Raw genomic sequence first — 25,053 nt, forward strand, 5'->3', positions numbered from 1 at the left:
AGAGGGGAGACGTACATCTTAATGGCCAAAATTCTGATCGCGGATGACGATGCACATATTCGCGAATTGATGTCTTTATTTTTGAAAAACGAAGGTTTCGAAATTTTAGAGGCAAAAGACGGTGCGGAGGCGCAAGAAATTTGGGAAAACAATCAAATTGATATGGTTATCCTCGATATTATGATGCCTCACGTAGACGGATGGGAATTATGCAGGGAGATTAGACGTATTGATTCCAATATTCCTCTCCTGATGGTCACAGCCAAGGGAGAGTCAGTGCAAAAAGTGAAGGGATTTCAGCTTGGAACGGACGATTATTTAACGAAGCCGTTTGACCCAATGGAGCTTGTGATGAGAGTAAAAGCGCTGCTGAAGCGTTACATGATCGTGTCTTCACAAACGATACAGCTTGGCGGTGTTACCCTCAATCGCCGCAACTATCAAGTGATTCGAGGAGATGAAACGCTAACACTTCCATTGAAGGAGTTTGAGCTGCTGTTTAAAATGGCGAACCATCCTGGGCAAATTTTTACGAGGGAACAGCTGATCACCCAGATCTGGGGCAAAAATTATGAAGGTGACGATCGAACCGTCGATGTTCACATTAAACGGCTAAGGGAAAGATTTGCTGGCGATGCACAACATTTTCAGATTGAAACAGCCCGTAGTCTGGGGTATCGGCTTGTCATTACATGATTAATACGTTATATGTCCGCATCATTTGCACGTTTCTGGCCGTCATCATATTCAGCTTGTTGTCTTCATTTTTTATAGGCTTTTTTATATTCAAGAAAGAAATAAACCATGTCGGTCAGAACGACATGCTTGCAGCAGGAGAGGAAATGATTACTCTCTATGAACAAACAAAGCCGGATGATCTGAGTGTTTTCCTAACAAGAATGGTAAAGGTGTCCGCTTATCCAATCCACATGTATGATGCATCCGGAAATGTTACGATCTATGCTTTAAACAATACGAGTAATGTGAAAATTGCGCCGGAAGCTGTTCAGCAGGTGCTTCGAGGGCAATATTATCGCTCACCTGGTAAGGAAGGTCAAACATTTGTTGGTATTCCTTTTCCCATCGATGGGAAGATACAGGCCATGTTTATGCAGTTTTCAGCGCAAAATGAAAATATTATAAATCGAATGATGCTGCTCATACTGCTTCTTGGCTTATTTATTGGGAGCCTATGCATTCTCATTGCGGCTCGTTATTTGGTGAAACCGATTCAAGCGATGACACAAGCGACCAAGAGGCTTGCCAAGGGAGATTTCGATGTAGAAATCAAACTGAAAAGCGCGGATGAAATAGGAGTCTTAAGCCATAGCTTTAATGAAATGGCTAGTGAACTGAAACAGCTGGAGCAGATGCGGCAGGATTTTGTATCGAATGTATCACACGAAATTCAAACTCCGCTAACGTCAATATCGGGTTTTGCAATGGCGATGAAGAATAACAGCTTGGTAGCAGAAAATAATCGCAATTATTATTTGGATATTATTATTATGGAGAGCGGGCGGCTATCGAGGCTTAGCGATAATTTGCTGAGGCTTGCCTCGCTTGATTCCGATCAGCATCCATTCGAGCCGATGACGTATAATCTCGACGAGCAAATTAGGCAAATCGTCGTTACTTGCGAGCCTCAATGGTCGGCCAAAGACATTCGTATCGAATTAGAATGGGCGAACACGATCAAGATTACAGCAGATCAGGATCAGTTGAACCAAGTATGGATGAATTTACTCGGCAACAGCATCAAATTCACACCTGAAGGTGGACTTATCGAAATTTCTATAACTCAATCCGGTACCGAAGTGCTATTCACAATAACCGATTCAGGTATTGGCATTGCGGCGGATAAGCTTGAACATGTGTTTGAGCGGTTTTACAAGTCGGACCAATCACGCAACCGCAATATTAGCGGTAATGGTTTGGGGCTTGCGATCGCCAAAAAAATTGTTACTCTTCATCATGGAACGATCGAAATGAAAAGTAGGCTAGGCGAAGGTACGACAGTAATGGTATGTTTACCCATTCAATAATAATAATTGGAGTGATCGGTCAAATGACCGATCATTTTTTTTTTTTAGCATAATGTAGAACCCAATTTGAAACTAAAAAACGATTTTTCAAAAAAAAGTAAAAACAATATGTGACCAATCTACGTTCTTAATTGTGTTAATGGGTAAAGGAGGTCATATTACAATGCCAAGCAGTTCGCTCCGGCCGGGCGTGGATTTTGGGGAAACCTATCTTTTATACGGCAAAATGCTTTACCGAATCGCAATGATTCACCTCGGAAACAAAGAGGACGCAGAAGAAGCCATGCAGGAAACATTTGCGAAATTGTTGTATAAATCACCTGAATTCAATGATCAGAATCATAAAAAGGCATGGCTCATAAGAGTCATCACGAATCAGTGCAAAAATATGTTAGGCAGCTTATGGCGAAGACGTGTAGTGAAGATGGAAGAAATGAATGATTTTTTTGAATCGGAAACGGATCGTACCGTTATGGATCATGTCATGGCATTGCCGTTTAAATTCAAAGCGGTTATTCACCTTTATTATTATGAGGATTACTCGGTCAACCAAATTTCAGACATTTTGCAAATTAGTGAGTCTGCAGTAAAGATGCGTTTGCAACGGGGAAGGCAGCGGTTAAAGCTGGAATTGGAAGGAGAACGATAATATGAATCACAAGGCGTACAAGCATGTTATGGATCAAATAGAGCCGGAGGCAGATTTACAGAATAGAATTGCTCAACAGCTGCTTCGTCAGAAACCAGCTAGTCCATTTCGAATCAAACGATTTCAATATATTGTGGGTAGTTTACTGTTGGTCGTTATCCTTGGATGGATAAGTGCAGATAGGTGGATGAGTGATAATAAACTTCTTATTGATATAACGGAGCCCATTGTACAAAGAGATCCAGTTGAACCTATAAACGACCCGAATGCAATTACGATTCCGAAAATAAAGCTTCCAGATCAATCAAATGCCATGGCTGATATGATCGGTCTAATCGTCTATAAAGGCAATATTTATACACAAACGCAAACTCGCATCTCTGCGGAAAATGCGAAGGAGCTGCGCGGCGAAAAGCTTGGACGTACAAAATCTGGTATTGACGAGTGGAGCAAGCAAACAGATTATGTTGAACTAGCTTCAACGATTGGCGTTGCTGACATTTATTCCGTGAACGGATATGATAGTGATTTTAGAATTATGTCCTACCAAGAGCATGAGGGACAGATCTATGCTGAATTGTATGAACATCTAAATGGCATTACGATTGCGAATGGCGAAGATTTAATAGGAAAAACGAAAGTAAAGGATCATATGGAATCAGTAAGATGGCAGGATTATAATAGCTGGAATTATAGCAAGCCGCAATTTAATAAGTTCCCAATTGATCAAACGCTTCATGTGTTCATGACAGCATTATATGATGCTAAACCTATTGATGGGGATAAGCTCTACAAGGAAGGCATATACAACGAAGGTGCACAAAATCAGAAGGTTTTGTTCTTTAAGCTGGAGGATCAGACGGAAGTGCAGATGTGGTTGTTTAAAGGAAACTATGTGAAATATTCAAATGCACCTGTCTTTTTTCAGTTAGAGCCGGCAGCTTTCTCAGCGCTATGGGATCGTTTGCAATAAGGCAGCAAGTTTTTTGGTAATAAAATATCGACAATAAAGGTTGACCTTTCGTTGTTGCCGTACTATAATTCCGTATACTATTAATAGCGTAAGAGCGATAAGCAGGAAACAAAAATTTGTTTTCAATTAGGGTGATACCGTGTGAATAGCCTCGTCCCTATCGTTAAAGATAGAGATGTGGCTTTTTTTGTCTTTTACATTATTAAAAAAAGACATAATAAAAATAGACTGGATTGATTTGTATGCAAACATCAGCGCAATGGACATCGAAGATTGGTTTTATTTTATCCGCGGCAGGCTCTGCTATTGGAGTAGGCGCAATATGGAAGCTCCCCTATGTTACGGGAATAAGCGGAGGAGGGGCATTTTTTCTCTTATTTATTTTATTCACTTTTTTTATGGGTTTCCCATTGTTATTAGCAGAGTTTGTAATCGGGAGAAGCACACAAAAAGAAGCCATTAGTGCGTATCGCAGCTTAGCTCCTCATAGCAATTGGCATTGGATCGGAAAGCTCGGGGTATTTACCTGCTTTCTTTTATTGTCTTTTTATAGCGTTATTGGCGGTTGGATTGTTATTTATTTTGCAAAAGGTTTGTTTGGCGGAATCATTAGTGAAGGTGCAAATTATGGAGCGGTCTTTAACGATACCATTGCTAATCCTATTTTAGTTATTGCGGCACAATTTGTTTTTTTGGCTTTGACAGTTGTTGTAGTGGCAAAAGGGATACAAAATGGGATTGAAAAGGTGAGCAAAATTTTGATGCCAGCTTTATTTGTACTCTTTATCGTACTCATCATTCGCTCACTTACACTGGATAACGCGATGGAAGGTGTGAAGTTTTTTCTAGCACCTGATTTCTCAAGGATCACATCCCAAAGTGTATTGTTTGCGATGGGTCAAGCGTTTTTCTCCTTAAGTGTCGGAGTATCCGTAATGGTTACATACAGCTCTTATTTGTCCAAAAAGGAAAGCTTGATTCAACCGGCTATTTCCATCGTAACCATGAATTTGCTGATTGCATTATTAGCGGGATTGGCCATCTTTCCGGCTGTATTTTCACTAGGTTTAGAACCAGCGGAAGGACCTGGCTTGTTGTTTGTTGTATTGCCCGCGGTATTTGATCAAATTATTTTTGGGGAAGTTTTTTTATTAGGCTTTTTAGCATTATTTTTATTTGCAACATTAACGTCGGCCTTCTCGATGCTAGAAATCATTGTAGCTTCTATGGTTAAAGGCAAAGAGGAGAAGAGAACAAAATATGCCTATATGCTTGGTGCATTCATTTTTGCGGTAGGCATTCCGTCTGCGTTATCCTATAGTGCTTTTGCCGACATTTTAATCTTTTCGAAAAATCTATTTGATTCAGTAGATTATTTAGTTAGTAATATTTTGATGCCGCTCGGCGTGTTTTTGATATCGATTTTTGTACCGCTTAAAATGAAGAAAGGCACTCTGCGAGAGGAGTTATTGCAGCATTCTCGTTTTGGCGCTACTGCCTTTACTATTTGGTTTTTTATTATCAGGTTTATTATTCCTCTAGTCATTATCATCGTATTTCTTGATATTACTGGGGTGCTTGATAAAATAACTTCATTATTGTAGTATCCACATTATAAGCAATAGAAAGGGATACCCATAACCGGGTATCCCTTTCTATTTTATTTCCTTGCTGTAATCATAAATCGTTCTGAATTTGTTCTGATTCCTTTTTCGGTTTGGTTGTTTTTTATAAATTGTTGAAGGATTTGAAAATCTGTCTCGGATTGTCCGAAGTTCGGAATAATTGGCGTGTGTTTCAATAGAAAAATGAAGTCTTCAGCCGTCTCAAAATAATCGGTTGCGTTGTATTCAAATGACTGAATGTCTGTGAAGCCTGCATCAGCTAACTCCGCAATATATTGATTTTTCAAGACACCTTTTTTTGTACCAAATGACTGTCCTCTTCCGAATGCCTCTTTAAGGTTGAGCTTATCGTGCTCACTAACCTGTTGGGTAAAAAATACACCATCGTTCACCAATACTTTTGCGATTTCTTTGGCAGAAAATGCGGAATGTCTGCAAGAGACTACATTGAAAAAGTGGTCAGGAAAATCGAGCTTCTCCGCATCCATTTGTAAAAAGCGTATATTTGATTTATTTGATTGTTTTACGTTATTTAATGCGGTTTCAATCATGCCTGTGGAAAGATCAATGCCAATTAGAAGCAATGCTGAATCTGCTATTGATAATAATGCTTCTCCGCCGCCAGTGCCGATATCAAGCAAAAGATCAGACTTCTTGCACGACTGGATGACTTCATCATAAAAATCCCATGCGATTCCTTCTGAGACAGATTTCACTTTGCTGAAATCCCAACCGTTGATTTTCCCGACTTGATCATAAAATTGTTTGTATTCTACTGCATTCATATTTCTTCCACCTTCCAATGAGGATAATAAAAAACGAATGGATTGCTGCCGATATCCGTTCAAAATTTAGTTTCATGTGGTCAGAAGGACAGACGATCCCCTCTGCAGCTGGTACGCGTTTTATCCAGCCCGGAAACTAATTACTTCGAACCATTCGGAAAGACATTCCATTCACCTCGATTGAAAGATTGTTCTCATTATATGGCTAAGTGAGCTTATCAATCAAGCCATCGTGCAAAGTGTACCGATCCCATATGGATGGAGGAATCAATGAAACTAAAATAATACAGACGGCCCCTTCATATACATAAATACATGAGGGGGGATTAGAAAATGTGGATGCTCATTCTAATGCTAGTCGGATGTCTCTCTGGTTTTTTTCTGTTCAGAAAAAATACTCTGACCGTCACTAATCAGACAGATCAGAGCGTGCGGAAACTGTCCATTATTATTCCAGCTAGAAATGAAGAATGTAATTTACCACATTTGCTTGAATCCCTTAAGTCGCAAACGGTTCAACCCTTTGAAATTATTGTGGTAGATGATTATTCCGATGATCGAACCAAAGAAATAGCTGAAGGCTATGGGGTGAATATTATTTCAAATAGCAGCCTCCCTAAAGGCTGGACAGGTAAGAACTGGGCGGTATGGAATGGATATTTGCATGCCTCTGGTGATATGTTTGTATTTTTAGATGCGGATATAAGACTGGCGCCTAACGCCTTGGCTTCATTAATAAAGGCTAGGGAGCGATCGAAGGGTGTGATTTCAGTTGTTCCTTTTCATCACACCGAGAAGCTATATGAGAAACTTGCTTTGATTATGAATGTGCTTGGGATATTTGCGTTTACATCGGTCTTTGAAAAGAAAAACCGGATGAAAGGGCTCTATGGCTCCTGCATTGTTGCTTTAAGGGAGGATTACGAAAAAATCAATGGCCACGAAAGCGTAAAAGCTGAAGTGCTGGACGATTTGTTTCTAGGCTCCAAATTTATGGCAGCGGGGGTACCAGTCACTAATTTTATCGGATATGGCTTGGTTTCTTTCCGCATGTATCCGCAAGGCATTCAAAGCGAAATTGAAGGATTTAGCAAAGGGGCGGTATTAAGCACTTCGACGCTTAGTCCGTGGACGATTATCCCGATAGCTATTTGGGTGCTAGGACTGCTTCTATCGGAAACGGTGTTTATTTTTGCGAATACTTCATGGGCTTTGCCTCTCTTAATCGGTTATTTTGTCTATATGTTTCAATTATTTTACTTCACGAAGTATGTAGGCGCTTTTGGGATCGTTATTCCGATGCTCCATGTTTTTGCTTCGTTATTTTTTATCATTGTTATGCTTTATTCCATGTATCAGGTGCTTATTCTAGGGCATGTAAGCTGGAAAGGCAGGCACATCCGGGTAGGGGGCAAGAGGGACCTATGATCATATTATGGATTGCGGGTTCATTTCTATCGGGTTCTCTTATGTTTTCGTATTGGCTTGGTCTACTTCGCAAAAAAAACATAAAAACGGTTGGCGACGGCAACCCTGGTGCTTTGAATCTTTGGAAGTCATCTGGATATAAATTCGGTGTGGCCGGTATTTTATTGGATTTTTTGAAAGGATACTTGCCCGTGCTTTTTATAATGGGCAGCAGCTATAATTATGGTTATCTAATCGTTCCGCTTGCCATCGCGCCTGTAGCAGGGCATGCCTTTTCTCCTTTCTTGAAAGGGAAGGGCGGCAAAGCTATTGCTGTCTCATTCGGTATATGGAGTGCGCTCACGGGGTTTGAGGTTTCTTTGGCTTATGCCGTAATTCTTGCGCTGATGGCCGGTGTGAGCCGTATGATATATAAAAAAAAGCCTAAATCCACCGAGGCGGATGGCTTGCAGGTTGTTGTTGGCATGCTGCTTCTTTCCGTTTATTTGTATATAAGGATGTTTTCAGTTGCCATACTCCTCGTATGGCTTGGAAATTTTGCAATTCTTGTTTATAAGCACAGAGTTGAAATAGGGAAGTCGTGGAAAAAAGGATATGACAAAGGTGTCTAAAATGAAAAAGAGATTGTCTCTTAAGGTGATGCCTTTCGAGACAATCTCTTTAATTAACTTCCCGCCAAACAAGCCTTCATCAGGAGTTGTATTTATACTACGAACGGGAATTTTCACGCATAGCGCCCAATACGATGTGATATCCATCTGGGTCTTTGATATAAGCGTTTTTAAATTCGTGATTGCCGTGAGCATCAGTAAACGGTTCGACCGCAATATGTCCGCCTAGTCTACGCACTTCCTCAATAAGTGAGTCCAAGTCATCCCAGCTTACATGAATAAATGTGTCCCATCCATAGTCGGGGCCTTCCCATTCTGTAGGATAATCTGGACGTTTTTGTGCGCGTGCGTTAGGCCGCACATCTTCAGCGGAAGCCGCCTGCTGCAGAATGACGGTCATTCCGTCTCTTTCCGCATGCCCCCAGTTATCGATATGGCAGCCGAGCACATCACGGTAGTATTCTTGGGATTTCTTTAAGTCCGAGACCAGCCGAACTTGAATGGTGTGACCGAATTTTGCTTTTTGACCTGTAAGTGTCTTTGCAGCTTGCTCGCTCATTTTATTTCTCCTTTGTCACCAGAAATTTTATTAAGCATTTTTGACTATATTCGATTATCTACCAATGTTTTCCTGCAAGATTTTTCAAAGTTTGGTGTGTAATCTGGTTTTACAATAATCATAGTAAGACTTCTATTGTCTATTTTTATACATAAGAATATAATAAATTTAAAATTATCGTTGTAGGAGGTACACATGAACTTACACGAAGCTGGGATCATTATTTTTATGGAAAATTATAAGGAAACTTTAGACTTCTATAAGGTTAAATTAGGACTTCCCGTTAGAGAACAGAAGGAGGATTAGACTATATTTGATTTTGGAAGAAGCTATCTCATGATTGAGGATAATGGTGTGTCCTCGACCACTGAAAAAACAAGAGCTCAAAACCCAACAGTATTAAGGTTCGATGTAATTGATTTTGATAATACTATGAAAGAATTAATGGATCGTAAAGTTGAAGTTAAGATTCATAGACATAGCTGGGGAACCATCGGAGTTGTGATTGACCCTGAAGGAAACCGAATAGAAATTAAAAAGGCTGTGTAACATGGTCAAATGAATAATAGAGCTTCAAATTCAAGCGGTGGGGCAAGGGATTTGTGGACAACGACGAAACGATTCAATCTTCCTGATAATTAACGAGCATCTTGGAAAAAGTGAAGAAATGGGGAAAACAGCTTTGTTTTGCGGGATGGGATTTAGGGTTTTAATATCCGGAACAAGCTTCTCATTTCATAGCAGCATTAATCCAAGCACAATGTGAATGTTTCAAGGAAAACAGCACGTCTAATATACGTACCCTGTTTTCTCGGAGTAATATTCGAAACATTATCATGAATGTAGGGTTCTAGCATATAGGTACTAAACCAAATCTATAAATCAATCAAATGTCAGGTTGCAAATGATAGAGATGATTCATATGTTGTAAGTATCTTCTAAGAGGAGGAATTACGCATATGCCAAAAGAAAAGAAAAATGCAAAAAACAGTTCACTAGGCAACCGAACAGGAGGCAATCGTACTGGGGGTAACCAAACAGGTGGCAACAATACCATCGGCGATCGTACAGGTGGTAATCGCACAGGCGGAAATCGTACTGGAGGTAACCGAACAGGAGGCAATCGCACAGGCGGCAACCGTACAGGCGGTAATCGCACGGGAGGAAACCGTACTGGTGGAAACCGTACCGGAGGCAACCGTACTGGTGGAAATCGTACCGGAGGAAACCGCACAGGCGGCTATCCTTTAGGTGACACAGCTCCAGGCAACGAAGTTTAATTGACGCATATGAAGCTATAGTTTTGTAGAAACTATGCTTGAACAAGATGGCAGCTCATGACTCTTAGAGAAATGAGCTGCTTTTCTTTTCAAAGATTCATAGTATGCGGCTGATCGACTCAATCTTTACCCTTGCGCGTCATTACAGCCAGCTCATCCCATTGCTTATCGGACACCTCTGCTAAGCTGTTGAATTGCCCTGCACCTTGCAGCCACTCGCCGCCATCAATCGTTACAACTTCACCGTTCAAATAATGCGCGAAATCCGAAACTAAATAGGCGGCTAAATTAGCTAGTTCTTCTTTATCGCCAACACGTTTTAAGGGGATGCGGCTAATCAACTTCTCTTCAAGCTCAGGAGTGGGAGAGAGGCGAGACCAAGCGCCTTCTGTCGGAAAGGGACCTGGTGCAATCGCAACTTGGCGAATACCGTAAGGTGCCCATTCAACGGCGAGCGATCTTGTAAGCGCAAGAACGCCAGCTTTTGCAGCAGCGGAAGGTACAACATATCCCGAGCCGGTAGAAGCATAGGTGGTGACGATGTTCAACATCGTACCGCCTCTTCCTTGTTCAATCCACCGCTTGCCCACTTCCAGAGTCGTATAAAAGGTGCCGTGTAAAACAATATGTAAGATCGTATCTACTGCTCTTGGAGAGAGCCTCTCGGTAGGACTGATGAAATTTCCAGCAGCGTTGTTGACGAGGATATCGATATGTCCAAAATGGTTCTCGACGGCTTCAATCAGCTCATGAACTTGTGATGGATCACGAACGTCACAGCTTTTGTAGTAAACGGTGCTGGTGGGCAAGCTCATTTCTTCAGCAGCTTGCTTCAATACCGCCTCACGGCGGCTGGCAATTGCGAGCTTAGCACCTAACGCAACAAATTTCTCACCCATGGCGCGTCCAAGCCCGGTCGCTCCTCCCGTTATGAGAACGACCTTTCCTTGCAATAAATCGTTTGTAAATGGTCCCAAATGCACACCCTCCTCTGAATCAGAATGATTCTGTCTGTTTATTCATATCAGGGAGTGGTATAGGTTATGTGCAAAATAAAGAATCATTTAGACACTATCCATTCATAACATATCGACTGAGAAATGCCGCCACTTTTTGTTCATAGGCTGTTGTATCCGTACCATAGGACATGCCGTGACCAGCACCCTCGGCGATATAAATATCTTTGTCAGCTTTACAAGCTTCATAAAGCCTCCACACCATTTCTGTAGGTGCAAAAGTATCGGCGGAACCATGAATAAAGAACATGGGCAGCTTATTTTTATCCAGCTGCTTGATTGCAGATGCCTCCTCGAAGCTATAACCTGCTTTAAGGCGGGTTAATAAGCTAGTTGCAGGCAAAATCGGAAAAGCAGGCAGCTTGTACATCCGCTTTAGTTGATAAGAGAGCTGATCGGTAACGGACGTATAGCCGCAGTCCTCCACAATGACCTTGACTTGTTTTGGAACGTTTTCACCGCTTACCATCATCACAGTCGCTCCACCCATCGAAATGCCGTGCAGCACGATTTGCACCGATTCACCAAGTCTCTGTACGACCTCGTCTATCCAAAGGAGATAATCCTTCCGATCTGGCCAGCCGAAGCCGATGTAATCGCCTTCACTATCGCCATGACCTCGATCATCAGGCATGAGCACGTTATACCCAAGCCTGTCATAATAAAATTTAGCGAAGCTGCCCATATCTTTCCCTTGCGAGGAATAGCCGTGTGCAAGAATGACGGTTTTGGACGTCAAAGTTTTGGCTTCAAGGTAATAGCCAACCAAGGAGAGACCGTCACTTGAAGTAAGGTGCCAAATTTCATAAGCTTGTTTTTCTATCCATTCTACCCCTATAGCCTCAACCGGTGTTGGACCAGTTTCGTCTGCTAACGCAATGGCAGCTTGATCATCCGTTTCCTTTTCTCCGTGAATTTGCGCTAAATCATGATTATTGCTTAAAAATGCTTTTGAGTTTCTTTTGATTGCCACGTAATAGAAATAATAACTAATCACGGTAAGTAAACCGATAAAAAGGACCGCCAAACCTCCTATTCCAAGTACAATTCTGCTCATCAGCATCGTCATAGTCATTCATTCCTCCAAGTAGGCGGTTATGTGTGAATTTGTGCTATGTCTCTATCATACTGAAGAAAGCTGCTAAAAGGGAGCGGATTGTTGAAGTGATGGTTTGAGTGTGGAGATTATAAAGGTATTGCCAGCTTCTTTATGGAATCAATCGTTATTATTGTTTCTTTTCTAATGAAAATCATTCCTTGTCTGCAATATTTCTAGTCTAAGCTCATTAGCTTGCCTTTATCAATGATGTTCATTACCAAAAAATAGTATATACTAGGCTCATATCGTACATATTCGGGTTGATGAGGGGTATAAGAGGCATGGAAATCGTAGAGGCAACCATTTCGTCCATTCAAGCCGCTTTGGAAACTGGCGAGATCACATCTCGCGAACTTGTACTATTTTATTTTGACCGAATTGCAGCGCATGATAAAGATGGACTCACGATAAATTCGGTGCTTGAGCTTAACCCCGATGCTTTATTTATAGCTTCTGCATTAGACAGCGAACGAGCTGTCCAAGGCCCAAGAGGTCCGCTTCACGGCATCCCCATCATGCTCAAGGATAATATTAATACAGGGGATAACATGCATACGAGCGCTGGCTCGCTTGCGCTTGCCAATTCCTATGCGGGAGTAGATGCTTTTATTGTAAAAAGGCTGCGCGAAGCGGGGGCCATTATATTAGGGAAAGTGAATATGACGGAGTTTGCTAACTTTATGACTGATGGAATGCCGTCTGGCTATAGCTCGCGGGGCGGCCAAGTTCTTAATCCTTACAACATATCTACGCCGACAGGCGGATCAAGCGCTGGTTCAGGCGTCGCGGTGGCTTGTAATTTTTGTATGGCTTCGATTGGCACGGAAACCTCAGGATCGATCTTAAATCCAGGCAATTTAAGCTCAACCGTGGGCATTAAGCCGACCGTTGGACTGGTGAGCCGATCAGGCATATTACCACTCTCGAACTCACAGGATACTGCGGGACCAATGGCAAGAACCGTAACGGATGCAGTAATCGTATTAAACGCTATAACGGAGCATGATGACAGGGATGCTGCAATGGGTGCGGGGTACTTTAAAAAACATAAGGATTATCGTGTTTTCCTTGATCCGAAAGGTCTTGGGGGTGCACGAATTGGCATTCCTAGAGATTATTTTTTTGAGGAATTAACGGACGAGCAGCTAGCCATATTTAACGACGCAGTAGAGGTGATGAGAAAACAAGGCGCGGTCATCATTGACCCGGCTGATGTAAGAACTGCTAGGCAAATCGTTTATTCATCGGTAGTGCTGAATGAATTCAAATCCTCGATAAACGCTTATTTGTCCAAGCTGCCTCCAAACGGCAAAATTCGCTCGCTCAAAGACATTATTGCTTTTAATAACGAGTATCCGGTTGAAACCTTGAAGTATGGACAGTCCACTCTGCTGCTAGCAGAAACGACGACTTCAGGTACGCAGACTGAGCTTCCATATCTTCGAGATCGGATTGCAGATCTCCGTTTATGCAAGGAAGAGGGAATAGATGCGACGATGAAGGAGCATCAGCTTGACGCGCTGCTTTTTCCTGCTGACTTTGGAGCAAGGATTACATCGCGTGCAGGTTATCCATCGATTGTCGTCCCAGCTGGCTATACTTCAAAAGGAGTGCCGTTTGGTGTGACATTCGCTGCGAGAGCTTTCGAGGAGCCGATGCTCATTAAACTCGCTTATGCATACGAGCAGCACAGCATGGTGAGGCGTCCGCCTTCATTAAAGAGCTTTATTTAATGGAATAGGACGAGATGCCGCATCTCGACTATTATACGTTTGACGGAGATTTGACTCAGAGCTTTTTAAGCGCGTAACAATCAAAAACGCCTTGGTCGTCCTTTAGACGCTGTGTAGCTTTGATGGTGAAATATAAGATAAGTATGAGAAAATGATATACTTTCCTATATTTAAAAAAAATCCTCTCGACTGTTGGAGTCGGGAGGATTTGTATGCCTTTATAGCGCTATTTCTTCGCTTTAAAGTGAACAACCGCGCTATATAGCATCTTTTCAATTTTAGGATTAAATACAGCATGATGGCTGACGTGGAACACCTCTAGCAGCAAACCTTTATTATTTTCAATTTGCTGATCGATTTTTAGCTCTAGCGTCTTCAAGTCATAGGCTTCAAAAAATTCGATCTTATTTTCAATTAAATCTAGTCGGAAGTCCATTTGTTTATCTCCTATAAATAGATTTATAACCTAAACCCATTATACAGAGATATTACTTCACCCACAAAGCTTCAATTTCTTCAAGTGATTTTCCTTTGGTTTCCGGTACAACACGCCATGTAAACAAGAAGGCGAGCAAGGCCATGCCACCATAAATCCAGAACGTAGCGGCAGGTCCTGTAGAGCTAAGCATAGGCGGGAACGACTGTGAAACCAGATAATCCGCTGCCCAGAGCGCCATTGCAGCAATAGCCGTCGCTTTTCCGCGAATACGGTTAGGAAAGATCTCAGACATGATGACCCATACGACTGGTCCAAGCGAAATAGCAAATGAAGCCACATACAATAAAATAAAAATAAGCACGAGTGGACCTGCTGCATGTCCCGTTTGAAAAGCGATGCCTATAACAATCAAACAAATCGACATGGAAGCCGAACCAACGAGCAGAAGCGCTTTGCGTCCTACTTTATCAATGAGCCATAGAGCAACGAGGGTGAACAATAAGTTGATAAAGCCGACCAAAATCGTTTGGATCAATGAAGCGTTTGTTCCTGCGCCTGTTGCTTTGAAAATTTCTGGCGCATAATACATGACAGCGTTGATGCCTGTCACCTGTTGGAGCACAGCAAGTCCAACTCCTACAATTAAAGCAATTCGAAGCCCTGGAGAGAATAGCTGCCGAATCGAACCGCTCTCTTGCTCGAACGAATGCTTAATATCGATCACTTCTTTTTTGGCGAGCTCTTCGCCGTGAATACGCAATAAGATCGGAAGAGCTGCCGCTGCGCGCCCTTGCTTGATCAGCCATCTTGGGCTCTCGGGCACAAAAAATAGCAAAATCATAAATAACAAACCAGGTATAGCGCCAACTCCGAACATCCAGCGCCAAGCGGAGGCGATGCCCCATGCTTCGTCACCTGATCTGGAAATCCATAGGTTTACGAAATAAGTAAGAAAGATGCCTGTAACGATGGCGAGTTGGTTAAGTGCAACAAGTCTGCCGCGATATTTTGCAGGTGCAATTTCGGCATTGTAAAGCGGGCATAACGTAGAGGTAATTCCGATTCCGATTCCACCAATAATCCGAGCCACAATAAACGCGGAAAAAGTATCCGGAACAGCTGAGCCAATTGAGCTGATAATAAATAGAATCGCGGCAGCAATAAGTACCTTTTTACGTCCGAAGCGGTCTCCCAAAATACCAGACATAGCCGCGCCAACAATACAGCCAATAATTAAGCTCGATACAGCCCATCCCACTTGTAGCTTTGATAAGTCGAATCGATCCTCCATAAAACCGACAGCACCTGATACGACTGCTGTATCGAATCCGAATAATAATCCGCCAAGAGCGGAAACAATGGAAACAAGCGTCACAAATTTCATGCTTACTTGTTCATTTTTGTTAGTAATCGGCATTTCCATTTCCGTTTCTCCTCTCTGTCAAAAACCTTTCCTGCGTGAAAACGAACTTTATTATAGCATGCAAAAAGAGCGAATCCGCTCGTAAAAACCTGCATTAATGAGTGTTGTTCCCGCATTTATTTTAGACATTGCACGCATAGGGAAACGAATAAAGAGAACTAGCATTTTGTTGTCATCCCAGCACAAAAAAGTCCATGTCGTTGCAGCATGGACTTTACTTATTTGCTCATTTTTTTATCCCCGGTAGTCGGAGGGGGGAACACCGGTCACTTTTTTAAAGACACGGCTGAAATAGTTTGGATCATTATAACCGACCTCGAAGCAAACTTCCTTTAAACTCAGTTTTCCAGTTGCCATTAACGCTTTCGCCTTTTCGATACGAAGGGCAGTGACATATTCGATAAAGGTTGTGCCTACTTGCTGCTTAAATATTTTACTGAAATAGTGTGGGTTTAGATGAACGGATTCGGCTACTTCTTCGAGTGAGAGGTCCTTTGTATAGTTGTCCTGAATAAAACGTTGTGCACGGTCTAGCACGGATTGGGTTTGCTGCTCCCGCTGCTCTCGAATGCGCTGCATTGCTGAGATAACATACGCTTCAGGTATAGCTTCCACATGTTCATGCTGCTTGTTATCACGATTCAGTGAAGGGACTGCACCATGTATCAATTCATCAAAGTGGCATATCTTGCCGCATTGCTCATAATAATTGGAGGCAAATACAGCCTCAAAATAGGATTTGCGCAAACCCTCAACACCCGAGCGCGTTTTTCCGATTCCGACTAAGATGTCAACCTCAAGCTGACGTGCTGCGATCGTGCATAGTTCTTCACCTAAAGCGGTTCCGGCTGCCTTCCAATCTGCGTCCACAACAGATTTATCATGATTGATGAAGATAGCCATATGGCGATCAATTAAGGAGCTTACAACACTATTCGTTAAAGATGATTTGATAAAGCTTCTAATCGTATCGTAAACTTTTTGCTTACGATTAGCTTTGACATGCTCGGGAAATGCGATCACGATCGCACAGCCTTGTCCTAGTGGAAAGCTGAGCCATTCTGATAATTGCTCGATATCGGTATTTGTAACATGATCGACCATAAACATCATAGCGAGTTCATTTTCTGCTAAAGGCATTAATTGAGAAACTTTATGCCACAGCTCTAGTTCGTCCGAGCGTTTCCTCTTCTCCAGCTCGAGTTCCTGTATGAGCTGCTGAAGCGTATGTATGATATGCTCGCGTTTGGCAGGCTTGACTAAATACTCTTTCACTCCGAGAGAAAGGGCTTCTTTGGCATATGCAAAATAATCATAAGCGGTCACCATGACGAACTTCACATCCGGCAAGGTATGCTTGATTTCGCGGATTGCTTCTAAACCTTGAATGCCGGGCATATTGACATCCATAAGTACGATATGGGGGCGATATTCCTCTGCTTTTTCTATCGCGACACGTCCATTCTCGGCATGGATTGTTTGAAAGGTATTCGGAAGCATTCGTTCAATGATCAATTCCAAGCCTTCCCGCTCAAGTGCTTCATCATCCGCGATTAACAGTCGGTACATGTATGTTTTCACCGTCCTCTCTAACAGGTATTCGGATTGTGACTGTCGTTCCGATGCCCCGTTCGCTTTCAATATCGACTAATCCATGTAGACCATAAAATAGTTGGAGGCGCTTAAACACATTTTTTGTGCCAAGGCCTGTTGATTGTTCGGTGAATGCGCCAATTTCCATTCGGAGCAGCGAAACTCGAATCTCTTCAGTCATTCCGCTGCCATTGTCGGATATAGAGATACGTACATGATGTTGATCATGCTTTATTTCAAGGCGAATCTTCGCTCCATTCTCCATACGTTCAATGCCATGAACAAAGGCGTTTTCTACGATGGGTTGAAGCGTGAGCGCAGGGATGTGAAATGACAATGCAGATGGGTCGATATCCTTCACCAGCTGAATGCGGTCGCGAAAGCGTGCTTGTTGAATGGTGAAGTACTCCTCTACATGTGCTACCTCATCTCTGAGCGTGACCGCATGCTCCAGATTGCGCAAGTTATATCTCAGTAAATTGGACATCGAAATAATGAGATCACTTGTTTTCTCGGCTCCTTCAATGAGCGCTAGCTTGGATAATACATTGAGCGTATTAAAGAGAAAATGCGGATTAATTTGGCTTTGCAGCGCTTGCAGCTCTAATTCCTTAACGAGTCGATCCTTCTCCAGGCTTTCTTTATCCCGCTCCATCAATTCGAGGAGGTCGCTCGACATTTGCTCGAATGCGCCTGATAATACGCCAAGCTCATCCTTGGCTTGCAGCTCGTTTGAGCTTTGCTTTAGATGTCCCTTGGAGATCTGCTTCGCACGTGAGACAAGACTGCTTACAGGTCCAGTAATGCTGCGTGAAATCCATATGGCAAGTAAAATGCTCAGCAGGGTGTTCGTTATGAAGACGGCGGCACCGAGCAAATACATGCGTTTATTTTCAGCTTGAATCTGCTCATATACAGGTTCATAAATGTTTAACTCCAATTCAACCAGCTGCTGGCTGTCCTCTTGTATGAAGCTTGCTGTCCTTTCCGCATTCTCGTATTGAGTGAGCGACACCTTCGACCTTTCGGCAGAAGCTGCAGTGAAAGCGTCTTGCTGCTGCTCCAAAAAAGTATCTAACAGATGAACGTAGCTAGTAATAGTCGAGGAAGATATGGAAATATTCGACTTTTCTTGGAGCAGCAAGCGCAGATCCTGAAGTTCCACTCGACTATGATCATATCGCTTTTTTTTGCTGTCGTCTGGATTAAGCAAATAGCTATGCAGCGTACTTAAGTTGTTATTTACAACCTTGGAGGACTGGTTGTACAAAAGGATACGATCGATCATTTGATTATAGCTTTGCTGAACCATCTTTCCACTTTGAAATAAAAAGAACGTAACCATATTAATGAGGAGAACGAGTAATGGGATGAAAATGAGCAGCTTAGTCCGAATGGTCATGGGCTAGTTTCTCCATTTTCTTGAACGAAGGGCTTCTGGCCTTGTACCGATATTTTCGTAAAATGCTGCACAGGAAGCTCCTTGCCATGGAGGTAATCGTTCAACTGTGATACAGCTTCATTGCCCATGTCGTAAGGCTGCTGGACAATGGTTGAATGGATGATTCCACTGCGAATAAGCTCCAAAGTTTCATCGAGCGCATCAAATGCAAAAATTTGCAGGCCTTTTGGCCGAATGCGTTCAGTGGCCTCCGCGATGCCGATCGCATCGAGTGCGCTTAATCCGACCATTACATTCAGCTGTGGATAGTGCTGAAGCAGTTCCTCTGTTTCACCTGATGCTTGGAGGCGTGAAATGTTTGAGGAGCGCACCTCGACAAGATTCAGCTCGGGGTAACGTGAAATAACCTCTCGAAATCCAGCAAGCCGCAGCTGCTGATTGGGGGCTTGCTCGTTTCCGATTAAAGCGGCGATTTGCCCATGATTTCCAGCCGCTTCGGCAACCAATTCACCCATAACTTTGCCTGCATCGAAATTGTTTGTGCCGACATAAGAGAGCCTGCGGCTGTTCGGAGCATCTGTATCAATCGTTAAGACAGGAATGCCATAGCTAATCGCTTTATTAATTAATCCGATATACTGCGGGTCGCTAAGCCCCTGTACGAGCAGCGCATCAGCTTTGGCTGCAATAGCTTTCTCCAGCAGCTTCATTTGCTCCGCGGGATTAATGCGAAACGGTCCTGTATATTCAAGCTCCATCCCAAATTCAACCGCTGCATCTTTTGCACCTCGTTCAATTGATCGCCAATATGGATTATCGATTTCTTGGGAGATGAGGACAATGTGATAAGGAGGTTTCTGGCTTACCTCGCTTGAGAGAATTGGCTGCAGCAGATCCTTTATCCGAAGCGTGGAGAGAAAGAAGCTTAGCAAAAGACTGGAAAATACAATAAACAGAATGGCAATGCCTATGTTCCATTTACGATTAGACATTATACAACTCCCTTACTGCGTCCATTTATATCGGATTATTATACAAGAACAGGCGAATAATCAAAAGCTGCAGCGAAAATGAGCGATATTGAAGCTATACAACATACAACTAAATCATTATAATTTAGTAAAATTACGGAAAAAGAAAGGGGTTTATTATGGAGCATCAACCGCCTAATGCCCAAAGCAATCTACATAACCAATTACATGATCCAGACAGTCTGCCTCAGAGAATATGGAAGTTCAAGCTGCATTACTTGATCGTCATTCCCGCTCTTATGCTCATATTGATTTTTAAGCTGCTTCCATTTGCTAACGGTATAATTCTATCGGTTGTCGACTACAAAGTTTTTGTTGGCCTATTTGAGAGTTCTTGGGTAGGCTTTAATCATTTTGCCCAATTGTTTAACGATGAGAACTTCCGAAGGGTAATTGTAAATACATTTATTATCAAAACGGGTTATACACTGGCTAGCGGATGTATCGCATTCCTTTTGGCGCTTGCTCTGAGCAATATTCGTTACAAGTGGTTGAGAGGGCTGTTCTCGTCTTTATTTCTTATTCCTTTTTTCATTCCTTCTATTGTTTTTGTGTATATTTTCATTTATATACTGTCGATAAACACATCTCCTTTTCTAACCTCTGGGACGCTGATTTTGGGGGATGAGACATTATTTCGACCGATCATTGTATTCGTTGAAGTGTTAAAAACATGCGGTATTCCGATCATCATCGCGCTTGCAGCTATAGCCTCGAAGCATGCTTCAGTGAACCGGCAAGAAACGGGGCTTGCAGGCATCGGGAATAGCTACCTTGTAATGAATGTGATTCCAGCACTGAAAGCGGTAGCCGCTTTTATGGTGCTGCAGCTGTCTGCCATCATGTCCACGGACTATGAGCTCATTAGAAGCTTGCTGAATCCCTTGGTATCGAAGACAGGAGAGACGCTTGACGCTTATATTTTTCAACTAGGTTTTTTGATGATGAACGTAAGTCCTTCAGCTGCTGCGGGCATTTTTCAATTTGCGGTTCAACTGCTCTTTACGATCATCGCATATTTCATTGTAAAAAGATTGTTTTTAAAGCAATTATTCAGTAATCACACAGGTGCAGCTGACATTAAAACAACGAATAATGGACGCAGCATAATTGGGATTGTGACAGCTTGCTTATATTCAATCGTTGTCATTTTTTTACTGTATATGCTGTTCATCTATCCGTTCACTGAAGCCGGAGAAGTAAGGCAATCGGTGTGGAGCTTCATATCGTTCTGGAACGTTTTTTCTTATTCGGTCGTTAACTTTATTGCTGTAATTATATTTTTATTGATGACCGTCACACTCGCTTATCCGCTGACTGTCAAACATTTGCCAGGGCGCAGCTGGTATAAGTTGTTTCTGCTTATCGTCATTTCGATGGGAAGCGGGATGATTAATGAGTACCTATTCGTTCGGAGCCTGGAAATGGTCAATACGATTATTCCGCAAATGATATTCGGCTTTTTTAATTTAGCGGCGGTTTTTGTTCTCAAAAGTATTTTCAACAGTAGATACGCCGACTTAAAGACTGAGGCCGAGCTATCGGGAAAAGGGGAACTGCATACGTTCTTCACTCTGTTTATCCCAAAAATATGGAAGCCACTGCTTGCGCTTGGCGTCCTCCATTTCGTCATATTATGGAACTCATACTTACCAGCGTTAATTTATATTTCTAATATGGAGCTGCAAACACCGATAATGAAATTAGTACAGTTTGCAAGCTCAGGAGGAGAAATGGACAGTACATTAATGCTGCAGCTTGGAGCATTGACAAGCCTGCCGTCAGTTATGTTATTTCTTATATTCCGGAGATGGCTGACTTCCGAGATATTTATCGGTCAGATCAGAAAGCTTTAGCATTATATTTGGAGGGAGCTTGGCTAAGGCCAGCTTCCTTTTTTTGATTTCAATGAGGATTCACCATATATTAGAGTAACTTAATAGTTAACTATATAATAGGTTTATCACGGGTTTTCAAAGTAATAGTTGACAAACAAGTTAATGAAGACGTATTCTTGTTACGAAATGGTTGTTATTTCAGTTTATTATTAACTTTTTAATTAATCTTATGAACGTCATCAAAATATCAATGGAGAGGCAGTGTGATTAATAATGTCTTTAAATACGGTACATGCATCACAAGTGAACATCCCTCGAGCTGAGTATCCTCGGCCAGATTGGCAGCGCTCGGAATGGTTGAATTTGAATGGAGCATGGTCCTTTGAATTTGATCATGTGAATGGCGGCATCGGTGCAGATTGGCATAAATCGAAGGGGCAATCCTTAAAGTCAGAAATCACTGTTCCTTTCTCCTGGTCAAGCCCGTTGTCGGGAATCGGAAGCAATGATAAAGGCATCGCTTGGTACGATAAGGAAGTGGATTGGGCACCAGAGCTAGCTGATGCGCGAGTAATCCTTCGCTTTGGAGCAGTCGATTTTAAGTCCGACGTATGGGTAAATGGGATCTCCATTGGTTCGCATGAAGGCGGATATGGCCATTTCGAATTTGATGTAACAGACGTTTGGTCAATCGACAGCACAAACTCGATTACGGTTCGTGTTGAAGATTTTGATCATTCATTCCAAGGCCGTGGCAAGCAAGGTTATGGAGAAATTCGCGGCATTTGGCAGCCCGTATGGCTGGAGGCTCGTCCTCAAAACTATGTACAGGATTCGAAGTTTAATACAAAATTGGACGGTACTATACAAGTTACGACTAGAGTGATAGCAAGCCGCGCAGGTCATGCTCAGCTTTCCTTCTTGTTTGCAGAGGGTGCTGTATCACATCAATTCGAAGCAGAGCTGACAGAAGGACCCAATACGATCAGCACTTCATTTGTAGTGGCAGATCCTAAGCTGTGGAGTCCAGAATCTCCTTTCTTATATGAAGGCGAAGTTTCCCTATCCAGCAATGGTCAGTCGGATGTTATAAGCACTTATTTTGGTATTCGTGAAATTTCAACTGCACTTGTAGGCGATCGGAATTATCGCTGGATTATGTTGAATGGCAAACCTGTTTATTTGAATGGAACGTTGGATCAATCCTTCCATCCAACCGGATTTTTCACGTACCCGTCCGATCAAGAAATGCATGATGAAATTTTCCTTTTAAAACGTTTAGGATTGAACTTTGTTCGGATTCACATAAAGCCGGAAGAGCCGCGCAAGCTTTACTGGGCCGACAAACTTGGAATTCTCGTGATGGAGGATATGCCATGCTTCTGGGGGGACCCGGATGAGCAGGCACGGCTTGCTTACGAGAGTGAAGCGCGTGAAATTATTGATCGTGACTACAATCACCCGTCGATTTTCTCTTGGGTCATGTTTAATGAGACATGGGGCTTGAAAACGGAAAGTGAATCCGCGTCACTAACAACAGATGCATCACATCCGCAAAATTATTTGCCGCAAACGCAGGAGTGGGTTCGTTCCATCTATCGTTGGGCCAAACAAGTTGATCCAACCCGTATAGTTGAAGATAACTCACCATGTAACTATGATCATGTGGAGTCTGATATTAACACTTGGCATTTCTACATTAATGGCTACAATGAGCTACGCAACCATGTAACAGAGGTCGTTGATAAAACGTTCGTAGGTTCTACCTTTAACTATACTGCGGGCAATGTACAATCAGATGCACCATTAATGAACAGCGAATGCGGCAATGTGTGGGGGATCGAAGGCGGAGCAGGAGATAGCGACTTAGCTTGGCATTACCGATATATGATGAATGAATTCCGCCGTCATGATAAAATGTGCGGTTTCGTATTTACAGAATTCCGCGATGTTGTAAATGAGTTTAACGGTTATTACCGTTTGGACGGCACCGACAAGCATTTTGGCTACGAGTGGTTCGTTCCCGGCATGACGATCGCAGATTTGCACTCGCCAGATTTTATCGTTATTGATGCACCTCCTTGTCAAACGCTGGATACAGGCTCGCAGGTTACATTGGAGCTTTTGCGTTCCAGCTTCTCGGACCGTTATCATGGTCAAGCGCTTCAACTGGCGTGGGAGCTGTCGTATGATCATTTTGGTGTACGTACTGTCGCACAATCAGGACACGAAATCATTGACTGGAACGGATTCGGCGTGAGTGTATTGCAGCCGCTTTCCTTGAAAATGCCTCAGCAGGATGCGGTTGCGGTAATTGCAGTACGTCTCTTGTCTTCCGATGGCAAAACGATTACACGCAACTTCGTTACTTTTGACGTTCGCAGCGGTCAAACCAATGGGAAATATGAGGTTGACGGCCAAACGATAAGCGTACCGGTTGCAAGCTTCACCAATAGCGAGTGGCCGCATAGCTGGAATTCGTTGCAGAATCAGAAAGTGAATGGCGGAATTGCAGGACAATTTACGTATGATGTACAGCTGCCATCCATTTCGGAGCAAACGATGATTTATGATATTGAACTGTTTTTTGAAGCGGGCTCCAAGCGTCTGCTAAAACGTGATCTTGAGGAAAGCATTCAGAAAAAGCTGGACATTTCCTTTATGCATGGTGCGCTGTCAGATCCTGAGTACAACATAAACTCATATTTTATGACGGATTCGGATCGCCATGAAGCTAAGCTGAATGTTCTCATTGATGGACAGCTAGTTGATACGATTGTGTTGAGAGATGATCCAGCGGATAGCCGTGGCGTTCTGTCTTGGCACTATCAAGCGGTTTCTAACAAGCTGGAGGATGCAGGATCATACGGTTATCTCTGCAAAGTTATTTTACCTAGTGCATTGACTGCTAAGCTGAACAAAAATCGCAGCTTTAAGCTTCAGCTCGAAGCTGAACAAGGCGGTTTGACGCTTTACGGACGCAATGCTGGTCGTTATCCGATCGATATTATCGTTCACCATAGAGGTTAATTCATGAAGTGTAATCCGTTATTTGCTACTCCGTCCATGATGATTTATGATTAGAAAAGTTACGAATTTGTTAACGGATCTGTTGAAAATAATCGAATGGGATCTTGTAAAATAGAGGGAGTAGACAAAGAGGGGGTACATATAGATGAACGTTCCTGCAGGTGTATGGATTTTTTCGGGTATTATCGTTGTATTGCTCACATGGCTGACACTTTGGGTTACAAAAAAAGCCTATTCGAAAAAATGGGATGAATCGGATCATTAGTTGTAATGATAAACTAAACTTTAGATAAGAAGAGATAGAAGGAGAGACTCTTTAGCTAAGCGGCTGAAGAGTCTTTTTTGTGTAAGCAGGGTACTCTGTTAAACTAACAAAGTAAGATTTAAAGGCCACATAGTGGATGAGCAAGAAACTTGACAGGACACTTTTTGGTGTCCTATAATCAATATGACTCCAAAAGGTGTCTTAATAAGCTGTTATGTCGTTTAATCGG

The 25,053-nt window shown here is 42.5% G+C and carries 21 protein-coding genes; 12 read left to right on the plus strand and 9 right to left on the minus strand.

Features of this window, described 5'->3' with window-relative positions:
* The first annotated feature begins 21 nt into the window (after positions 1–21).
* The 5 genes from AC1DOV_RS19030 to AC1DOV_RS19050 all read left to right on the plus strand — a co-directional run bounded on the left by AC1DOV_RS19030 (position 22) and on the right by AC1DOV_RS19050 (position 5,271).
* A complete protein-coding gene (locus tag AC1DOV_RS19030) occupies positions 22–696 on the plus strand; it encodes a response regulator transcription factor (protein WP_441882871.1) in 675 nt (224 codons plus the stop codon).
* Entirely contained in the window at positions 693–2,045 is a 1,353-nt protein-coding gene (locus AC1DOV_RS19035) for a HAMP domain-containing sensor histidine kinase (protein WP_477550753.1), read from the plus strand. Before AC1DOV_RS19030 ends, AC1DOV_RS19035 begins: the two co-directional genes overlap by 4 nt.
* A gap of 163 nt (positions 2,046–2,208) precedes the next feature.
* Positions 2,209–2,694, plus strand: coding sequence for an RNA polymerase sigma factor (locus AC1DOV_RS19040; RefSeq protein ID WP_441882875.1), 486 nt, complete (start codon positions 2,209–2,211; stop codon positions 2,692–2,694).
* 1 nt (position 2,695) lies between these two features.
* The gene (locus tag AC1DOV_RS19045) at positions 2,696–3,667 is read left to right on the plus strand and encodes a hypothetical protein (RefSeq protein WP_477512163.1); all 972 of its coding nucleotides are present in this window, start codon (positions 2,696–2,698) and stop codon (positions 3,665–3,667) included.
* 242 nt (positions 3,668–3,909) lie between these two features.
* Complete coding sequence (locus AC1DOV_RS19050; RefSeq protein ID WP_477550754.1) at positions 3,910–5,271, plus strand: sodium-dependent transporter; 1,362 nt, start codon at positions 3,910–3,912, stop codon at positions 5,269–5,271.
* Between the two features lie 56 nt (positions 5,272–5,327).
* Here the strand turns inward: AC1DOV_RS19050 and AC1DOV_RS19055 are convergent, their stop codons facing one another.
* Positions 5,328–6,077: a class I SAM-dependent methyltransferase gene (locus tag AC1DOV_RS19055; RefSeq protein ID WP_477550755.1), complete on the minus strand. Its 750-nt coding sequence runs from the start codon at positions 6,075–6,077 to the stop codon at positions 5,328–5,330.
* Positions 6,078–6,410: 333 nt separating this feature from the next.
* On the opposite strand from AC1DOV_RS19055, the gene AC1DOV_RS19060 reads away from it, so the two are divergent.
* Positions 6,411–7,505 carry a glycosyltransferase family 2 protein gene (locus tag AC1DOV_RS19060; RefSeq protein ID WP_477550756.1) on the plus strand — a complete coding sequence of 365 codons (1,095 nt, stop codon included), beginning with the start codon at positions 6,411–6,413 and terminating at the stop codon, positions 7,503–7,505.
* A complete protein-coding gene (locus tag AC1DOV_RS19065; protein ID WP_477550757.1) occupies positions 7,502–8,116 on the plus strand; it encodes a glycerol-3-phosphate acyltransferase in 615 nt (204 codons plus the stop codon). The genes AC1DOV_RS19060 and AC1DOV_RS19065 overlap by 4 nt, the downstream gene beginning before the upstream one ends.
* A gap of 97 nt (positions 8,117–8,213) precedes the next feature.
* On the opposite strand, the gene AC1DOV_RS19070 is transcribed toward AC1DOV_RS19065, so the two are convergent.
* Positions 8,214–8,675: a VOC family protein gene (locus AC1DOV_RS19070; RefSeq protein WP_477550758.1), complete on the minus strand. Its 462-nt coding sequence runs from the start codon at positions 8,673–8,675 to the stop codon at positions 8,214–8,216.
* A gap of 336 nt (positions 8,676–9,011) precedes the next feature.
* Here AC1DOV_RS19070 and AC1DOV_RS19075 point away from each other — a divergent pair, with 336 nt between their 5' ends.
* Together AC1DOV_RS19075 and AC1DOV_RS19080 are read left to right on the plus strand one after the other, a co-directional pair.
* The gene (locus tag AC1DOV_RS19075; protein WP_477550759.1) at positions 9,012–9,224 is read left to right on the plus strand and encodes a VOC family protein; all 213 of its coding nucleotides are present in this window, start codon (positions 9,012–9,014) and stop codon (positions 9,222–9,224) included.
* A 410-nt stretch (positions 9,225–9,634) separates the two neighbouring features.
* Entirely contained in the window at positions 9,635–9,955 is a 321-nt protein-coding gene (locus AC1DOV_RS19080; protein ID WP_477550760.1) for a hypothetical protein, read from the plus strand.
* A gap of 119 nt (positions 9,956–10,074) precedes the next feature.
* Here AC1DOV_RS19080 and AC1DOV_RS19085 read toward each other — a convergent pair whose 3' ends face one another.
* Together AC1DOV_RS19085 and AC1DOV_RS19090 are read right to left on the minus strand one after the other, a co-directional pair.
* Positions 10,075–10,932, minus strand: a complete 858-nt coding sequence (locus AC1DOV_RS19085) for an SDR family oxidoreductase (RefSeq protein ID WP_477550761.1) — start codon at positions 10,930–10,932, stop codon at positions 10,075–10,077.
* Positions 10,933–11,026: 94 nt separating this feature from the next.
* Positions 11,027–12,046: an alpha/beta hydrolase gene (locus AC1DOV_RS19090; RefSeq protein ID WP_477550762.1), complete on the minus strand. Its 1,020-nt coding sequence runs from the start codon at positions 12,044–12,046 to the stop codon at positions 11,027–11,029.
* 305 nt (positions 12,047–12,351) lie between these two features.
* Here AC1DOV_RS19090 and AC1DOV_RS19095 point away from each other — a divergent pair, with 305 nt between their 5' ends.
* Positions 12,352–13,803, plus strand: coding sequence for an amidase family protein (locus AC1DOV_RS19095; protein WP_477550763.1), 1,452 nt, complete (start codon positions 12,352–12,354; stop codon positions 13,801–13,803).
* 226 nt (positions 13,804–14,029) lie between these two features.
* Here the strand turns inward: AC1DOV_RS19095 and AC1DOV_RS19100 are convergent, their stop codons facing one another.
* The 5 genes from AC1DOV_RS19100 to AC1DOV_RS19120 form a co-directional block, all read right to left on the minus strand.
* Positions 14,030–14,239 carry a YrzA family protein gene (locus AC1DOV_RS19100; RefSeq protein WP_076268099.1) on the minus strand — a complete coding sequence of 70 codons (210 nt, stop codon included), beginning with the start codon at positions 14,237–14,239 and terminating at the stop codon, positions 14,030–14,032.
* A 52-nt stretch (positions 14,240–14,291) separates the two neighbouring features.
* Positions 14,292–15,665 (minus strand): sugar porter family MFS transporter, encoded by a 1,374-nt coding sequence (locus tag AC1DOV_RS19105; protein ID WP_441882897.1) that lies wholly within the window; start codon positions 15,663–15,665, stop codon positions 14,292–14,294.
* Between the two features lie 234 nt (positions 15,666–15,899).
* Positions 15,900–17,234 (minus strand): AraC family transcriptional regulator, encoded by a 1,335-nt coding sequence (locus AC1DOV_RS19110; protein WP_477550764.1) that lies wholly within the window; start codon positions 17,232–17,234, stop codon positions 15,900–15,902.
* The gene (locus tag AC1DOV_RS19115; protein WP_477550765.1) at positions 17,209–18,660 is read right to left on the minus strand and encodes a sensor histidine kinase; all 1,452 of its coding nucleotides are present in this window, start codon (positions 18,658–18,660) and stop codon (positions 17,209–17,211) included. Before AC1DOV_RS19115 ends, AC1DOV_RS19110 begins: the two co-directional genes overlap by 26 nt.
* The gene (locus tag AC1DOV_RS19120; RefSeq protein ID WP_477550766.1) at positions 18,657–19,652 is read right to left on the minus strand and encodes a sugar-binding protein; all 996 of its coding nucleotides are present in this window, start codon (positions 19,650–19,652) and stop codon (positions 18,657–18,659) included. The genes AC1DOV_RS19115 and AC1DOV_RS19120 overlap by 4 nt, the downstream gene beginning before the upstream one ends.
* A gap of 158 nt (positions 19,653–19,810) precedes the next feature.
* Between AC1DOV_RS19120 and AC1DOV_RS19125 the strand changes: the two genes are divergently transcribed.
* Positions 19,811–21,547, plus strand: coding sequence for a hypothetical protein (locus AC1DOV_RS19125; protein WP_477550767.1), 1,737 nt, complete (start codon positions 19,811–19,813; stop codon positions 21,545–21,547).
* Positions 21,548–21,802: 255 nt separating this feature from the next.
* On the plus strand, positions 21,803–24,559 hold the full coding sequence (locus AC1DOV_RS19130; protein WP_477550768.1) for a glycoside hydrolase family 2 protein: 2,757 nt from the start codon (positions 21,803–21,805) through the stop codon (positions 24,557–24,559).
* Positions 24,560–25,053 lie beyond the last annotated feature (494 nt).

The organism is Paenibacillus sp. 01T47, from assembly GCF_056398245.1.

What these genes read in the sequence shown, in the direction of transcription:
- AC1DOV_RS19130 (WP_477550768.1), top strand. Translation starts at nt 21,803, where the DNA reads ATGTCTTTAAATACGGTACATGCATCACAAGTGAACATCCCTCGAGCT.
- AC1DOV_RS19040 (WP_441882875.1), top strand. Translation starts at nt 2,209, where the DNA reads ATGCCAAGCAGTTCGCTCCGGCCGGGCGTGGATTTTGGGGAAACCTAT.
- AC1DOV_RS19030 (WP_441882871.1), top strand. Translation starts at nt 22, where the DNA reads ATGGCCAAAATTCTGATCGCGGATGACGATGCACATATTCGCGAATTG.
- AC1DOV_RS19095 (WP_477550763.1), top strand. Translation starts at nt 12,352, where the DNA reads ATGGAAATCGTAGAGGCAACCATTTCGTCCATTCAAGCCGCTTTGGAA.
- AC1DOV_RS19100 (WP_076268099.1), bottom strand. Translation starts at nt 14,239, where the DNA reads ATGGACTTCCGACTAGATTTAATTGAAAATAAGATCGAATTTTTTGAA.
- AC1DOV_RS19045 (WP_477512163.1), top strand. Translation starts at nt 2,696, where the DNA reads ATGAATCACAAGGCGTACAAGCATGTTATGGATCAAATAGAGCCGGAG.
- AC1DOV_RS19055 (WP_477550755.1), bottom strand. Translation starts at nt 6,077, where the DNA reads ATGAATGCAGTAGAATACAAACAATTTTATGATCAAGTCGGGAAAATC.
- AC1DOV_RS19060 (WP_477550756.1), top strand. Translation starts at nt 6,411, where the DNA reads ATGTGGATGCTCATTCTAATGCTAGTCGGATGTCTCTCTGGTTTTTTT.
- AC1DOV_RS19125 (WP_477550767.1), top strand. Translation starts at nt 19,811, where the DNA reads ATGGAGCATCAACCGCCTAATGCCCAAAGCAATCTACATAACCAATTA.
- AC1DOV_RS19090 (WP_477550762.1), bottom strand. Translation starts at nt 12,046, where the DNA reads ATGACTATGACGATGCTGATGAGCAGAATTGTACTTGGAATAGGAGGT.
- AC1DOV_RS19080 (WP_477550760.1), top strand. Translation starts at nt 9,635, where the DNA reads ATGCCAAAAGAAAAGAAAAATGCAAAAAACAGTTCACTAGGCAACCGA.
- AC1DOV_RS19105 (WP_441882897.1), bottom strand. Translation starts at nt 15,665, where the DNA reads ATGGAAATGCCGATTACTAACAAAAATGAACAAGTAAGCATGAAATTT.
- AC1DOV_RS19110 (WP_477550764.1), bottom strand. Translation starts at nt 17,234, where the DNA reads ATGTACCGACTGTTAATCGCGGATGATGAAGCACTTGAGCGGGAAGGC.
- AC1DOV_RS19120 (WP_477550766.1), bottom strand. Translation starts at nt 19,652, where the DNA reads ATGTCTAATCGTAAATGGAACATAGGCATTGCCATTCTGTTTATTGTA.
- AC1DOV_RS19070 (WP_477550758.1), bottom strand. Translation starts at nt 8,675, where the DNA reads ATGAGCGAGCAAGCTGCAAAGACACTTACAGGTCAAAAAGCAAAATTC.
- AC1DOV_RS19115 (WP_477550765.1), bottom strand. Translation starts at nt 18,660, where the DNA reads ATGACCATTCGGACTAAGCTGCTCATTTTCATCCCATTACTCGTTCTC.
- AC1DOV_RS19075 (WP_477550759.1), top strand. Translation starts at nt 9,012, where the DNA reads ATGATTGAGGATAATGGTGTGTCCTCGACCACTGAAAAAACAAGAGCT.
- AC1DOV_RS19035 (WP_477550753.1), top strand. Translation starts at nt 693, where the DNA reads ATGATTAATACGTTATATGTCCGCATCATTTGCACGTTTCTGGCCGTC.
- AC1DOV_RS19065 (WP_477550757.1), top strand. Translation starts at nt 7,502, where the DNA reads ATGATCATATTATGGATTGCGGGTTCATTTCTATCGGGTTCTCTTATG.
- AC1DOV_RS19050 (WP_477550754.1), top strand. Translation starts at nt 3,910, where the DNA reads ATGCAAACATCAGCGCAATGGACATCGAAGATTGGTTTTATTTTATCC.